14 protein-coding genes and 1 tRNA gene are annotated in these 15,526 nt (G+C 39.8%); 4 read left to right on the forward strand and 11 right to left on the reverse strand.

The genetic code is table 11. The features are described from left to right. Positions 1-254: 254 nt before the first annotated feature. From P3J6_RS18345 to P3J6_RS18355, 3 genes are all read right to left on the reverse strand, one after another. Positions 255-331: transfer RNA gene (locus tag P3J6_RS18345), tRNA-Ile, on the reverse strand. Between the two features lie 277 nt (positions 332-608). After that, positions 609-767 carry a YqaE/Pmp3 family membrane protein gene (locus P3J6_RS18350; RefSeq protein ID WP_008466367.1) on the reverse strand — a complete coding sequence of 53 codons (159 nt, stop codon included), beginning with the start codon at positions 765-767 and terminating at the stop codon, positions 609-611. Between the two features lie 65 nt (positions 768-832). After that, positions 833-1,402, reverse strand: coding sequence for a BON domain-containing protein (locus tag P3J6_RS18355; RefSeq protein WP_138606577.1), 570 nt, complete (start codon positions 1,400-1,402; stop codon positions 833-835). 313 nt (positions 1,403-1,715) lie between these two features. Here P3J6_RS18355 and P3J6_RS18360 point away from each other — a divergent pair, with 313 nt between their 5' ends. Next, positions 1,716-2,381, forward strand: a complete 666-nt coding sequence (locus P3J6_RS18360; protein ID WP_198523732.1) for a LiaF domain-containing protein — start codon at positions 1,716-1,718, stop codon at positions 2,379-2,381. Between the two features lie 46 nt (positions 2,382-2,427). Here P3J6_RS18360 and P3J6_RS18365 read toward each other — a convergent pair whose 3' ends face one another. Continuing rightward, positions 2,428-2,844: a VOC family protein gene (locus P3J6_RS18365; protein ID WP_178956650.1), complete on the reverse strand. Its 417-nt coding sequence runs from the start codon at positions 2,842-2,844 to the stop codon at positions 2,428-2,430. A 236-nt stretch (positions 2,845-3,080) separates the two neighbouring features. Here P3J6_RS18365 and suhB point away from each other — a divergent pair, with 236 nt between their 5' ends. Further along, positions 3,081-3,884 carry an inositol-1-monophosphatase gene (gene suhB, locus P3J6_RS18370; protein ID WP_054202669.1) on the forward strand — a complete coding sequence of 268 codons (804 nt, stop codon included), beginning with the start codon at positions 3,081-3,083 and terminating at the stop codon, positions 3,882-3,884. Positions 3,885-3,934: 50 nt separating this feature from the next. Here suhB and P3J6_RS18375 read toward each other — a convergent pair whose 3' ends face one another. The 6 genes from P3J6_RS18375 to queA all read right to left on the reverse strand — a co-directional run bounded on the left by P3J6_RS18375 (position 3,935) and on the right by queA (position 11,351). After that, complete coding sequence (locus tag P3J6_RS18375) at positions 3,935-5,722, reverse strand: GGDEF domain-containing protein (RefSeq protein WP_138606583.1); 1,788 nt, start codon at positions 5,720-5,722, stop codon at positions 3,935-3,937. A 132-nt stretch (positions 5,723-5,854) separates the two neighbouring features. Further along, a complete protein-coding gene (gene secF, locus P3J6_RS18380; RefSeq protein ID WP_008466355.1) occupies positions 5,855-6,802 on the reverse strand; it encodes a protein translocase subunit SecF in 948 nt (315 codons plus the stop codon). Positions 6,803-6,811: 9 nt separating this feature from the next. Next, the gene (secD, locus tag P3J6_RS18385) at positions 6,812-8,671 is read right to left on the reverse strand and encodes a protein translocase subunit SecD (RefSeq protein ID WP_010391748.1); all 1,860 of its coding nucleotides are present in this window, start codon (positions 8,669-8,671) and stop codon (positions 6,812-6,814) included. A 19-nt stretch (positions 8,672-8,690) separates the two neighbouring features. Next, positions 8,691-9,026, reverse strand: coding sequence for a preprotein translocase subunit YajC (gene yajC / locus P3J6_RS18390; RefSeq protein WP_010391747.1), 336 nt, complete (start codon positions 9,024-9,026; stop codon positions 8,691-8,693). Between the two features lie 26 nt (positions 9,027-9,052). Continuing rightward, positions 9,053-10,180: a tRNA guanosine(34) transglycosylase Tgt gene (tgt, locus tag P3J6_RS18395; protein WP_054202633.1), complete on the reverse strand. Its 1,128-nt coding sequence runs from the start codon at positions 10,178-10,180 to the stop codon at positions 9,053-9,055. A gap of 139 nt (positions 10,181-10,319) precedes the next feature. Further along, on the reverse strand, positions 10,320-11,351 hold the full coding sequence (gene queA / locus P3J6_RS18400; protein WP_138606589.1) for a tRNA preQ1(34) S-adenosylmethionine ribosyltransferase-isomerase QueA: 1,032 nt from the start codon (positions 11,349-11,351) through the stop codon (positions 10,320-10,322). Positions 11,352-11,607: 256 nt separating this feature from the next. Here queA and P3J6_RS18405 point away from each other — a divergent pair, with 256 nt between their 5' ends. Both P3J6_RS18405 and P3J6_RS18410 read left to right on the forward strand, forming a co-directional pair. After that, positions 11,608-14,139, forward strand: a complete 2,532-nt coding sequence (locus tag P3J6_RS18405) for an EAL domain-containing protein (RefSeq protein ID WP_198523733.1) — start codon at positions 11,608-11,610, stop codon at positions 14,137-14,139. Between the two features lie 187 nt (positions 14,140-14,326). After that, positions 14,327-14,530, forward strand: coding sequence for a hypothetical protein (locus P3J6_RS18410; RefSeq protein WP_010391740.1), 204 nt, complete (start codon positions 14,327-14,329; stop codon positions 14,528-14,530). 45 nt (positions 14,531-14,575) lie between these two features. On the opposite strand, the gene P3J6_RS18415 is transcribed toward P3J6_RS18410, so the two are convergent. Next, positions 14,576-15,493 carry a hydrogen peroxide-inducible genes activator gene (locus P3J6_RS18415; protein ID WP_138606595.1) on the reverse strand — a complete coding sequence of 306 codons (918 nt, stop codon included), beginning with the start codon at positions 15,491-15,493 and terminating at the stop codon, positions 14,576-14,578. Between the last annotated feature and the right edge of the window lie 33 nt (positions 15,494-15,526).

Below are 15,526 nucleotides of genomic sequence, written 5' to 3' on the forward strand. Positions count from 1 at the left end.
GCACCTAAGAAGTAACTAAGCGATATTTTATATACTGCACACAATTAACAGTAGCGATATTAGAGGTTTCTAATTAAAGATTTTTATAATAAAACCCCATAACACTTTAATAGTAGATTCAACTGTGTTTATTGCAATGTATTCTATAGAATTAATAAAAAAATCAGTGTACTGGTAAATACGATAGAAATAATAAAAATGAATTTTATAAACTAGGAAAATGAGTTTCTATTTACTTGGAAAGCTTTGAAAAGTGGTGGCCCCTCCCAGACTCGAACTGGGGACCTAACGATTATGAGTCGTGTGCTCTAACCAACTGAGCTAAGGGGCCATTTTTGTATAACTGTAAGCAGTTAATTTTTGAAGCGTTTAGCCACAGAGCGACTAAAGCGGGTTGCAGTATAAAAAGTTTTTAGGGGCTTGTCACTAGCAAAAAGCTTTATTTTAACAATCAAGGGGCTAACTGCTCAAATAGTAGGCTTTTAGATTTATTGATGGTGACTTCGAGGAAACGAACTCATTAAATAATAGTAGTCTGAGTAACTAATACACATACCTTACGATGGCAATTAGCAACTCAGTATTAAATGTATTACTGCGATATGGCGTTATTTTTTGGCGATAATATAAATCGCATGAATTAGTCCTGGGAAATAGCCGAGCAAGGTTAGCAAAATATTTAACCAAAAGTGCATCCCTAACCCCACCTGTAAAAATACACCCAGTGGTGGTAATAAAATAGAAAAAATAATTCTGATGATATCCATAATTTAATCCTTATAATGTTAGCAAAGCAAAAAGCCCAGCAGGGCTGGGCTTTTAGTATAGTGTATTATTCTGCAATAACAGTTAATTCATCAACTACTTCGCGAACATCTTCTGCGTTTTTAGCAATTTCCATCGCTAATTGCTTTTCAGCATCAGACTCAACTGAACCTTTAAGAGTTACTACACCATTATCGGTATCAACATCAATGTCTGTACCACCTACTTCAGAATCAAATAAGTAACGCGTTGTGATAACTGTTGTGATTTTGGCATCGGTCAAATCACTTTCCGTGTCGTTACCCATCATTTTAGAATCATGCTTCTTCATGTCGGTGTTTTTTACCACAGTTAGACTGTTTTCAACGTCAGTTACACCATCTAGGCTTAGCACGAGTTCTTCAGCAAGCTCTTTATCTACGTCGCTGTTTACTTTACCTGTTAGCATTACCTTGCCGTTTTTTACGTCCGTGTTGATATCAAAGTTGTTTAGATTGGTGTTCATCAGCAGTACTGTTTCTGCCTTTCCATCAATCCAAGCATCTTTGCTTTCGTTTTCCCAACTGCTTGCTTGAGCGCCCATTGCGGTTGTTCCTAATACTAGGGCTGCAATCATAGACTTATTAAATGTTTTCATAATCGTTCTCCATTTGATTAAAGACACTTTAACTAATGCGAACATCGGGCCAATGTTTTTTACGCATTAATTTCAATGACTTAGCCAAAATAAGCCAATACTGACTTAAACCTACAAAGTAAACATTTACAGACCATTGCGTAAAACTTTCTCGAATAGCGAAACTTACTAAATAATTGTATATTTGGTTAATCTGTCGTTAATATAATAAAAAACGAAGAAACAAAAAACATAAAGCACTGATTTTAAATAAATTAATATTTGGTATAAGGCTTGCTCTGAAATAGCCAGCAACCTTAAAAGGATAATTTAAATGTCTGTTAAAATTGAAGACCGCCCTATCGAGCAAGTTCGTGAGCAAGTAATTGATCAACTCATTTATAATTACAGCCATGGTGTCATTTCTGTAGAAGCATTTGAAAGGCGCTTAGACGATGCAATGGCAGCGAGTAACAATAACGCGCTTATGGCCCTTGTTGAAGATTTAACCTTAAATACTGATCAGCAATATAAGGCGCAAAAGCACTCGCAGTTTTCACCTAACTATGGTGCGCAGCATAAGGGGAGTGAAGAGCCACTCACATTAAGAAGCATTCTTGGCTCAAGTGAACGAAGCGGCCAATGGGTCGCTCCTCAAAAAATTTATATAGAAAACTACATGGGGTCAATCAATCTTGATTTTACGGATGCTATTTTTACCCACCAACATGTCACTATTCACGTTAATTGTTACCTCGGCAGCGAAGAAATATATGTACCTGAGCACGTTAATGTAGTTTCTAAAATGTTTTGTATTTTAGGCAGTTTTGAAAATAAAACAGTTTCACTCAATAAACGCCAAGGGCCAACGATTCAAATTGAAGGAAAAACTGTTTTAGGCTCTGTGGAAGTTAAAGTTAAACGCACTATTAAAGAAAAATTTATTAGCTTTGCAAATGATCTGAAAACTCAACTTGGCATGAATGGTAAACATTATTAAATATGCTAAACATTTAATGAAGCCAAAATTGTTGGCTTCATTCATATTATAAGTCGTTATTTCGCTCACTAGGTACATCACTCATGTACTCTACAAACTCAACCTCAAACCCTGCGGGATCAATATAATAAATGTTCTTTCTAAATGGATTTACAGCGCCTTGCTTACTTATTTCAAAGCCCGCATGCTTTAGGCGCGCTATTACTGCATTTAAGTTATTGGTTATATAAGCAAAGTGTGCCAAACCAATTTGATGCCCTGATAAGTCACGGTTTTTCCCTTCACCGTGATCACTTATAGCAATATATTGATCGTTATCACCAAAATGTACCCAGCGCCTTGCTTTACCATACCAGGTTCCTTCTCCCTCACTTCTAATTGACCAATAGGGAAACGCTGCTTGGTAAAACTTAAGCATGGCGTTTATATCACTGACAACTAAATTTACGTGTTCTAATTTCATAATTTTCTTCCTGTTAATTGAATATAGAACATCATAAAACCTCAAGCTCACTTTAGGTAAAGCGCTAATTTACAAATTTATTGCTTGTTTTTATTTCAATAAATATATCGAAAGATCATACTTGTACAAAAAACACTCATAAGTATTTAGGCTTTATGGTTTACTTTATGGCAAAAACCGCTAAAATACGCCGGCTTAAATATATAAACGTTCTTTTACAACCCAAAGGTAATACCATGCATCCAATGTTAAACATTGCGGTTCGCGCTGCGCGTAACGCAGGCAAACTTATTCTTCGTGCAAGTGAAGACTTATCAAAAGTTGAAGTGCAACAAAAAGGCACCAATGATTTAGTTACTAACATTGATAAAGAAGCCGAAGCCGTAATTCGTGACACTATTTTACGTTCTTACCCTGATCACTGCATAGTTGGTGAAGAGTTAGGCGAACACAAAGGTAAGGATGCTGATTACCAATGGATTGTTGACCCACTTGATGGCACAACTAACTTCATCAAGGGTATCCCTCATTTCGCAGTATCTATTGCACTTAAAGTTAAAGGTCGTTTAGACCAAGCCGTAATTTACGATCCAATTCGTGGCGAGCTTTTCACTGCTTCTCGCGGTCAAGGCGCACAGTTAAACAGCAAACGTTTACGTGTATCTAAAACGGTTGAACTTGCTGGTTCTGTTCTTGCTACAGGCTTTCCTTTCAAACAAAAGCATCACTTAGATGCATACTCTGAAGCGTTTAAAGCGTTATTTGTTCACACGGCTGATATTCGTCGTGCAGGCTCTGCTTCGCTAGATATGGCGTATGTTGCAGCGGGTCGTGTTGATGGCTTCTTTGAAATTGGTTTAAAACCTTGGGATACAGCAGCAGGCGAGCTATTAGTTAAAGAAGCTGGCGGCATGATTGTTGATTTTGCTGGCGGTAATAACTACAACGTGAGCGGTAACGTAATCTGTGGTGCACCTAAGCTAACACAGGCGATTGTTCGCGAAATGCGCCCAGTATTATCTGAGTCGTTATTACGTTAATCGTAATTACGTACTAAAAAAAGGAGCCTAGGCTCCTTTTTTGCTTTTTGTTAGCCACTTTTTTTACTATTGGATAAACGTACAATAGCGGGAGCAGGCCTTCTTCGATTACATATAAATAAGTAGCTGTGACGATAACGTTTTGCTTCTTTTTTAGCATCTGTCGCTAATGCCGCTACTTGATGACTATTTTTACACTGCTGCAGATCAGGTTCAACTAAACCTATCGATAATGTAAGTAAAGGTACAAACTGCTTTTCGCCCTCTCGATTAGTTGCCCAATACCCTTTTCCAGCAATATGCTCTGGCGTAAAAAACACGCGTGACTGTAGTTCAAATTGCGAGATAATAGTATTACAAATCTCCACCGCATCTTTCTTTTCAAACACCACCATAAAGTCATCGCCGCCAATATGCCCGACAAAATTAGCGCTGTGCGCACACGCTTTTACAGTAACATCGGCCAGAAGTTTTATTACGCTATCCCCACTGGCATAGCCATACAAATCGTTAAATTGTTTAAAGTGATTTAAATCGATGTAGGCTAGTGAAAATGGCTGTTTATGTTGCAGACGCTGCTCTATTACCTCACTAATTGCCACATTACCCGGTAACATGGTCAAAGGGTTAGCATGTTGAGCATGGCGGATTTTTTCTGCTGTAATGTGCTTTAGTATGTCTCTGAGCGGTGCCAAGCCTAAATATTTATTGTTGCAGGTGATAACAATATGGCGACGAATATCAAAGTCTTGCTCTGTTATTTGCTGGGAGACAATATCAAGCATTTGATTTTCATCAACCACCAAAGGTTGTTTATCCATTAACTCAGTGACTTCACATTTATCATAAAGTGCATGCCCATAAGGCGCGGCAAACACTTCTGTTAGCTGATCTTTGTGTAACAGCCCTATTGGCTGCTGACTGCTATTTAATACCGGTAAGCTGATTATGCTTTTGTCTTGCTCAAAAAGTGCATGAGCTTCTTTACAACGCGTATGACTGCTAATAGCAGGCTGAGCAACAGCAAGCACACCTATTGCCATTGATTGTTCAAACTTTGAGGCGGCTTGGGTCGAAGTGAGCGATTGTAACTGTTTACAGTTGTAGTCATAACTTGGCTGTTGACTCGGTCTTTCTAACAAGAACCCCTGAACATGACTTATGCCTATACTTTTAACTAAATCTAACTCTTCGGAACGTTCGATTCCCTCTGCAATCACCGCTGTATTTGTTGCCCGTGCTAACACCATAATTGATTTTAGAAATTCTTTTTTAACTTCGCTTTGATCGCAATGATCAATAAAGTAACGATCAATTTTTACAATATCTGGGCATAACTGCGACCATTGCTTTAGTCCTGAATAACCTGCACCGAGATCGTCAATAGCAATAGTAAAGCCCAGCTCTCGATAATGCGCGATGGTTTTTAACAGTAAAAAACCATCATCTACCTTTTCTTGTTCAGTTACTTCAATCACCACACGATTGGCAGCAAGACCAAACTGTTCAATTAAATGTAAGGTTTCGCCTTTAGGGTGGCTCGGATCGAGTAGAATTTTTGGGCTGACATTTAAAAATAACTTCCCTTGCAGACTGAGTTTTACAAAATTTTCAATGGCGCGAGAACGGCATAAAAGCTCAAGCTCTGAAATCAATTGGTATTTATGAGCCGCTTCGAATAGCTTATTTGGCATGGCTAATGGACCATTTTTAGGGCCACGGCTAAGCGCTTCATACCCAATAATAGATTGCTTAGCTATATCGAAAATAGGTTGGAACAAGGTTGTTATTGCTCCTTGTTGTAAAATTGATTCTAAGACTTGTCGTTGCTCAGTCACTACTAGCTCAAATAAAAATTTAATAAGAGCAATAAAATACCAACTGAGTATGACTATTATGTGACTTATCTAGGAGGCAATAAAAAACCGCTCACTAGGAGCGGTTTTGTTTTAAAAATAGTTTAATCGCAATTAAGGCATTGGATCTAAATCAGCGCCTTCTTTTTCAATCACTTCTGGTATTAAATCTTCTTTACTTACGCCCATGGCAATAGCCACCGAGCTGGCAACGTAAACTGAAGAGTAAGTACCAATAAACACACCAAATAGTAGTGCAGTAGCAAAGCCATGAATGGTTTGACCGCCCCATACAAATAACGCAATCAGTACTAAAATAGTAGTGATTGAGGTTACTAAGGTACGGTTAAGTGTTTGCGTAAGCGAGATATCAATAATTTCAATCGTGTCGTCAATGCGCACTTTGCGGAAGTTTTCACGAATACGGTCTGATACAACAATGGTATCGTTTAGTGAGTAACCTATCACGGCAAGTATTGCTGCCAAAATAGTTAAGTCAAACTCTAAACCAAGCACCGAGAATAAACCAATCGTAATGATTACATCGTGTAAAAGCGCGCCAACTGCGCCCACAGCAAAACGCCATTCAAAGCGAAACGCCACATAAATTAAGATACAAATAAGTGCAGTTAACATGGCAAGGCCACCCTGCTCTTTTAAGTCTTCACCTACGCTTGGGCCTACAAACTCAATGCGGCGCATTACTACGCTATCATCAGCTTGTTTAAGGGCAGCAATTACTTGGTTACCAATTACCTCTGCTTTTACATCATCACCGCGAGGGGCTAAACGGACCAGTATTTCTTGGCTTGAGCCAAAAAGCTGTACCGATGCATCAGCAAAGTCGTTTTCAGCCAGTACATTACGTACTTTTTTCAGATCGGCAGGTTGCGAAAAACCCACCTCAACTGCTGTACCGCCGGTAAAATCTAAACCGAAATTTAAGCCTTTAACAAAAAGTGACGCCAGCGACGCTATAATTAATAACGTAGAAAAGCCCATTGCCACTTTTCGAAGAGACATGAAACGAAGGGTTTTACCGCCCAATCTTAAAATTTGCATGTCTGCTCCTTAAATTGAAAGTTTATCAACACGTTTACCACCAATAAATAGGTTGATAACCGCACGGGTACCTATAATTGCTGTAAACATAGAGGTTAAAATACCAATTGCTAGGGTTACCGCAAAACCAGCAACAGGACCGGTACCAACAGCAAACAAGATAATCGCCGCAATTAATGTGGTGATATTGGCATCAAAAATAGTACTAAAGGCGCTATCATAACCAAAATGAACCGCTTGTTGAGGGCTGCGGCCATCGGCTAGCTCTTCACGAATACGTTCAAATATAAGTACGTTCGCATCAACTGCCATACCAACAGTCAGTACGATACCAGCTATACCCGGTAAGGTAAGCGTTGCACCTGGAATTAACGACATAACACCAATAATAAGTACTAAGTTGGCAGCCAGTGCAATATTCGCAACAAGGCCAAAACCTTTGTAGTAAATAAGCATAAAGGCCAGTACAAACGCAAAGCCAAGGGCTACAGCAGTCATACCTGCTTCAATGTTTTCTTGACCTAGGCTTGGCCCAACCGTACGTTCTTCTACAATTTGAATAGGCGCAACCAGTGCACCCGCACGCAGTAGTAAACTTAAGTTATGTGCTTCAGCAGGGTTATCAATACCGGTAATGCGGAATGAACGGTCAAGACGCGCTTGAATGGTTGCTACGTTAATAACTTCTTCCACTTTAATTGGCGGAAGTGCTTTACCGTCACTGTCTTTTTTACCTGATGGCTTGTATTCAATAAACACGGTAGCCATACGTTTACCGATAGCACGCTTGGTAAAGGCATTCATTTTTGCCCCACCTTTACTATCGAGTTTAATGCTTACTTGTGGACGCTGGTACTCATCTGCACCTGACTGCGCACCAGTAATATGGCTGCCTTCAAGAATAATGCGTTTTTTTAGTACCACAGGATAACCATCACGGCTCATGATCATTTCAGTACCCGGTGGGATACGACCTTGAGCAGCGGCGCTTATGTCAGCATTTTCGTCAACCTCACGAAACTCAAGCGTTGCCGTAGCACCTAAAATTTCTTTAGCGCGAGCGGTATCTTGAATCCCTGGTAATTGCACAATAATACGTTCAGCACCTTGACGCTGTACGTTTGGCTCTGCAACCCCAATTTGGTTGATACGGTTACGAATAATAGTTTCGTTTTGCTTGATAGCATAGTCACGAATTTCTTTTAGCTTTAGCTCACTCATAGTGGCAAAGAATGCGTTATCGTTACTGCTATCATCAATGTAAACGTTTAATGGATAACGGCTTTCTAAAAAGCGCTCTGCAGCGTCTTTATCTTCTTCGTTACGCATTTCTACACGCATACGCTCAGAGCCAGCTACACGGCGCACACTACGATAACGTAGTTTTTCTTCACGCAGGTCGCTACGGAAATCTTGCTCCATTTGCTCTAACTGATTATCCACCGCAGTGACCATATCGATTTCCATGGTGAAATGCACACCACCACTTAAATCTAGGCCTAACTTCATAGGATTACCGCCCAACGACTTTAACCAAGCCGGTTGTGCAGGAGCCATATTAATCGCTGAGATATAATCGTTACTTAGCGAGTTACGCAGTAAGTCTTGCGCTTTTAGTTGGTCTTCAACATTTTTAAAACGAACAAGAATTTGCCCATCTTCGAGCTTTGTCGATTTAGCGCTTACGTTATCTTTTTTGAGGATTGCGTTTACTTTGTCTACAACACTGAGGTCAACATCGGTGCCTTTAGCGCCAGAAACCTGTATGGCCGGATCGCGGCCATACAGGTTTGGTGAAGCATATAAAAGGCCAATGGCTAACACAGCTAAAACAAGTAAATACTTCCAAATTGGAAACTTGTTTAACACGGGGTCGTCCTTATTATTTTTATAGCGACTTCATTGTGCCTTTAGGCAATACAGCAGATACTGCTGATTTTTGTACTGTTACTTCTGCTTGCTCATTTAATGAGATCACGATGAAGTCTTTATCTTCAGCAATTTTTACGATTTTACCCACTAAACCACCTTGGGTTAGCACTTCATCGCCTTTTGCCATCGCGCTCATTAAGCTTTTATGCTCTTTTACGCGCTTTGCTTGCGGGCGGTAAATTAAAAAGTAAAAAACCAAACCAAAAATCGCTAACATAATTAGCATTTCCATACCGCCGCCTGCTGCAGGTGCACCAGCGCTTGCATGCGCGTTTGAAATAAATAAACTCATAATACTTCCTCTTTAATTTTTAAATTTTAATTTGTTGTATCAGCTAGCTCTGGCACTTCTTGGCCTCGGCGAGCGTAAAAATCGTGGACAAATGTCTCTAGTTGACCTTCGCTAATAGCATTACGCAAACCTTCCATAACACGTTGATAGTATCGTAAGTTATGGATAGTGTTTAGTCGTGCACCCAAAATTTCGTTACATTTGTCTAAATGATGCAAGTAGGCGCGCGAATAATTTTTACAGGTATGGCAATCACACTCTGGATCAAGTGGACCCGTATCTGTTTTATGCACTGCGTTACGGATTTTAATGGTACCCGTTGTAATAAATAAGTGACCATTACGTGCATTACGCGTTGGCATTACACAGTCAAACATATCAATACCACGACGAACCGACTCAACTAAGTCTTCTGGCTTGCCTACACCCATTAAATAACGTGGTTTGTTTTCTGGCATTTTATAAGCACAATGGTCAAGAATATTGATCATTTCATTTTTAGGTTCACCAACCGATAAACCACCAAGCGCATAGCCATCAAAACCAATCTCTTCAAGGCCCGCTTGTGATTGTGCACGAAGCTCAGGATACATACCGCCTTGAATAATACCAAACAATGCTGACGGGTTGTCGCCATGCCCTTCTTTTGAGCGCTTAGCCCAACGAAGAGAAAGCTCCATAGAGTCTTTGGCTTCTTTTTCAGTGGCAGGATATGGCGTACATTCGTCAAATATCATCACGATATCTGAGCCAAGATCACGCTGCACTTCCATTGATTTCTCTGGCGACATCATAATTTGATCACCATTAACTGGCGATTGGAACATTACGCCTTCTTCAGTGATTTTACGCATTGCGCCAAGGCTAAATACTTGGAAACCGCCTGAGTCAGTAAGAATTGGGAAGTCCCAGTTCATAAAATCGTGTAAATCACCATGCTGTTTGATGATTTCAGTACCTGGACGCAACATTAAGTGAAATGTATTGCCTAAACAGATTTGTGCCCCCGTTGCTTTAACTTCATCAGGTGTCATGCCTTTAACCGTGCCATAAGTGCCTACAGGCATAAACGCTGGTGTTTCTATTACACCTCGGTCAAAAATCAAGCGACCGCGGCGTGCTTTGCCATCGGTGCAGTCTAATTCAAATTTCATAATATCCTCTGTGTCGGAAAAACAGTCCAACAAGCTATAATTTAACCGCTCGATTCTACCCTTTTTACCACCCTATTACTATTAGCAGTGATAAATTCACTGTGCTTAGGAGTAAAATAAAAACCGATAACGCTGTAAATTATTTACGGGTCAAAAACATCGCATCGCCATAGCTAAAAAAGCGATACTGTTGTTCAATCGCAGTATTGTAAGCACCCATAATATTGTCTTGCCCTGCAAAGGCACTGACCAGCATAATTAGGGTTGATTCAGGTAAATGGAAGTTGGTGACCATGGCATCAACAACGTTAAATTGATAACCTGGGAAAATAAAAATATCGGTATCACCAAAGTAAGTATCTAACTTGCCGCCATGTATTTTTGCTGCCGACTCTAGTGAGCGAACTGAAGTTGTACCTACCGCAATCACACGCCCGCCTTTAGCTTTAGTGTTTGCAACCGCATCCACCACAGCTTGCGGTACTTCAATATATTCAGAGTGCATGATGTGCTCATCAACACTTTCAACCCTAACTGGCTGGAATGTACCTGCACCAACATGCAAGGTAACAAACGCCATTTGTACGCCTTTATTTTCAAGCGCAGCCATGAGTTTATCGTCAAAATGAAGGCCTGCGGTTGGTGCAGCTACGGCGCCTGGCTTTTCACCATATACTGTTTGGTATCGCTCTCGGTCCGCTTCATTATCTGGGCGATCAATGTAAGGAGGAAGCGGCATATGGCCAACATCATTTAAAATGTCGAGCACATTTTCACTGCGGTCAAACTCAAGCTCAAATAACGTATCGTGGCGTGCCACCATAATGGCTTTTGCTTTGCCCTCTAAAATGAGTACATTGCCCGGTTTTGGCGATTTACTAGCACGAATGTGCGCAAGAACCCGGTGTTCGTCTAATACACGCTCTACCAGCACCTCAACCTTACCTCCTGATTCTTTTTGACCAAACATACGCGCAGGTATTACTTTGGTGTTGTTAAAAACCAATAAGTCGTTTTCGTTAACCAGTTCAAGAATGTCACTAAATATTTTATGCTCAACAGCACCGCTCGGCCCATCTAAGCTCAATAAACGGCTACTGGTTCTGTCTGCTTTAGGAAAACGAGCAATTAATTCATCAGGTAAGTCAAAGCTAAAATCAGCTACGCGCATTGTTAGAATTCCACATCATTTAAAATCGCGCCAAGTGTATATCTATACTTAAACAACCACAAGGTACGTGCTAAATTACACTATAATGGTATTGCTCAATAAACTTATTTATTAAATTAAGTCAATTATTACTACAAATAGATTTAAGATTGATCGTTAGATTTAAGGCCGCTCTATAATAAATACGCTTGTTCTTAGCACTAAATATCATTACTCTTACAGTTTTACGATCTGCATTTCTCGGAGTGGTACCTAAGTGGCAAAACAGCTTAAATTGCTAATATTAAATGCAAGTAATGATGAGCGCCAGACTATACGTGCCACGCTGGAGAGGCTTAGTGTGTTTGAGTTTATTGAAGCCTCAGACAGCCAAGATGCGTTAAAAATCTTAAAGAACCAAAGCGTAAATATAATCATAACCGGATTAGATGTAGGTAAAATTGATGGCTGGCGGTTTTCACGTATGATCCGCTCTGGTTTACTTAACACGCCGAAAAATACGCCTATTTTACTTATTCCGCCCATTTATTGTGAGCGTATCGCCGAAACTACCGCACGTAGCTATGGCATAGATGCGGTGCTGCCTTTTGAACGCCAAGATATATTGCCGCAAATACTAGCAAACGTGTTGTCGAGCCATTTAGAAAAAAGTAGTCGCTTAAACCTATTGTTATTAGAACCCTTTGCCAGCAGAGCAAATGATATGAGTGAACAGTTAAAGCTAAACTTTGCAATTACTCATGTTACTAACGAAAAAGCCGCGCTCAGTGCCTATAATCAACAGCCGTTTGCTATCGTGCTACTTGATGCCACTGCAGCACAAGCTGAGAGTTCAAATCAATTAGTAGAAAAGATTTTGCAGCATAACCCTCAGCAAGCCATTGTTACTATTATTGATAAAAACGATGCTGATTACGCTGAGCAGTTATTACTTTCTGGCGTTACCGACTTTATTCGCGCCCCTTACGATCCCTCATTTTTAAATAAAGTCTGTGATCATGCAGCGCGTCGTGAAGACTTCATGGTGAGCTATGCTGAGTTTGCTAACAAAGTGCAGCAATTAAGTATTAGTGAAGTAAAATATCGCGACCTGTTTTCAGCACATCAGCGTATTTTATTGCACTTAAACACGGTTGTACTTGAACTAGACCAACAAGGGAATATTCGCTTTATAAACCCTGCGTGGGAATCTCTGAGCGGCTTTGGAGTTAAGTCGACCTTACAACAACCACTCACTGCATTTTGTACCACTGAACATAAACAGTCATTACAATCAACCATTGATGATATTTTACAAGGTGGTGCGAACAAACAAAAAATAGAAGTTAAGCTGAGCCAAAAAAATGGTAACTCAGTGTGGGTAGAATGTCGGCTTCAGTTAATAAAAAATAGCAGCAACAACGCCACTATCACCGCCACACTCGATAACATTCATGAGCGCAAACAAGCAGAGTTGCAATTGCGCCATTTAGCCCTGCATGACACCTTAACAGGACTACACAACCGTTATTATTTTGACCAACAGCTTAACTATATTTGCCAGAGCGAAAACACCCATACAAATATTGAACATGCGCTTATTTATATTGACCTTGACCACTTTAAAATAATAAATGACAGTAAAGGCCACCAACAAGGTGACATTGTTTTAAAAGAAGTAGCGCAGCTATTTATTGCCAATATTAGTAATGAGCATCTAATCTGCCGTGTCGGTGGCGATGAGTTTGCGGTGATACTTAAAAATACCAATTTATTGGATGCACATTTAATTGCAGAAGGGATTTGTAGTGCCATTGAAGGCAACCAATTTAAATCTGAAGAGCAAATCTATTCAATTAGTTGCTCGATTGGTTTAACCCAAATTACCGCTGATAACTGCGATCCAAATGAATGCTTAAAGCAGTCAGATATTGCGTTATATATTGCTAAAAATTTAGGCCGTAACTTAGTACACTGTTATTCAAAACAAGATGGTGAGAACAATGCGCTGCAAACGGGTTTAGAGTGGGGCCATGGGGTACGTCAAGCACTCCAACAAGACAGTATAGAGCTTCATTATCAACCCATTTGGGATTTTAAAACAAATCAGGTTGCCTACTTTGAAGTACTGCTAAGGTTAAAGCTAGACGACGAACTTATTTACCCTAATCAATTTATTCCCTCATTGGAAATGCTCAACGATACCTTTTTAATGGACCAATGTGTTATTCGTAACAGCATTGCGAGTGTTGCTGCACATCCAGAGCTTCTTCAGATTGCAATAAACTTATCGGCACAATCATTTTTAGATGAACGTTTGCTGCCATTAATAGAGTCGACCCTTGAGAAGTATCAAGTGTCTCCTGCGAAAATTATTTTTGAAATAACCGAATCGGCCAGTATTAATAATTTAGCGGCGACACGAAAAATGATTGAACGACTAAATAATTTAGGTTGCCACTTTTCAATTGATGACTTTGGCACCGGCTTCAGTACATTTAATTACCTTAAACAATTACCAGCCCAACACGTAAAAATTGACGGCTCATTTGTTCGCGATATGCTCAATGACTCCATTGATTTAGCGCTAGTGAAAGCCATAAATGACATCAGTCGCTCACTAGATAAGCGCTCTGTTGCTGAATATGTAGAAACCGCAGAAGTATTTTTTGCACTTAAAGAAATTGGTATCGACTATGGGCAAGGCTACTTTATTGCTCGCCCTGTACCAATTGACAAGGTACTGATTGAGTTAGAGAAAATTAAAAACAACCCTATTTTTTATCAAGACACCCTCACGTCACTATAAACATTAATAAACAAATTTAAGCAATTTATTACTTTCAAATTTGCCCATCTAACCTATACTTTGCTTATCGGCAGCACAATGTCATGAAAATTAAGTGATTACCTTGATTTTACGTGACATCTTTATTTCTTATCATCTAGATGTCTATACTGTTAAAGGTGGACATAGGGGCATAAGGAGGACGTTTATGACGCAACTAATCACGTTATTATTGTTTATACACTTTGCTATTGCGCTTCAATGTTACAAGTATGCCCAGATTAAAGGCTACCCTGTAAAAACCTTCACAGTGCTTGGGCTAGTCCCGTACTTTAATGTTGTTGTATGGGTTTACTTACTATTTTTACCGCCGCTAGAGAGCTACCACAGCCAGCATAAGCAGCCTCTATAATTCCCCGTGTTATTTAGCGTATTAATTAAAATACGCTTTTTTTACCTATTTAAAATCAACACTACACTGCTTTTTCAAAAAGACCTCTAATTGTTGGCTAAACAATTTAAAGTCACGAATGCGCCCTGTTGTTTTACGCCACAATACACCAATATCGCGATAGGCATCACCTTGCGATGGCGTAGCTAGCATGTTTTTGTTTTCTAAAATACCTGCATTAATCGCCATTTGCGGCAAAAACGTCACGCCAAGTTTATACTCAACCATACTCAATAAAGTATGTAAGCTAGCCGCCTCAAAGGGATTTATACAGCTAGAGCGATTTAAATGGCACGCACTGAGCGCATGCCCTGTCATACAATGCTCTCGCTCAAGTAAAAATACACTGGCTTCTGGTAATAAATTAAAGTCTTCAATGCCTTTGGCTGGCGTGTAATCTTTATGGTGCACTAAACTAAAGTGATCTTGTGCTAATACTTGGGTATGAAATTTATCAGTTTCGTAAGGCAGCGCTAATAATGCTAAATCAATTTGCCCATGCTCTAACTTATCAAGCAACTTATCGCTGGTGTCTTCAATTAATACCAACTCTAAATCTACAAATACTTGCTGACAAAAGTGATACAAAGGCGCTGCAATAAAGCTTGCAATAGTAGGAATAACACCTACCGTTAATGTGCCACTAAGCGGTGTTAAAAAGCTTTTAGTTAACTCTTTTAAACTAATAGTATCGTTGATTATTTTTCTTGAACGCTCAACCACCTCTTCACCAATAGTGGTAAACATTAGGCTGCGATTTTCTCGCTCTATAAGCTGACATCCTAAAGTCTCCTCTAGGTTTTGAATCGCAGTACTGAGCGTTGACTGACCAATAAAGCAGGCACTTGCTGCTCGGCCAAAATGTTGATGTTGATGTACAGCTAATAAATACTGCAGCTGTTTAATACTAGGGAGATTGGTCATTTTTCTTTCCACAAATAAAAAGACCCCAACACC

Origin of the sequence: Pseudoalteromonas sp. 3J6 (genome assembly GCF_903995135.1) — a bacterium.
Classification (GTDB): Bacteria; Pseudomonadota; Gammaproteobacteria; order Enterobacterales; family Alteromonadaceae; genus Pseudoalteromonas.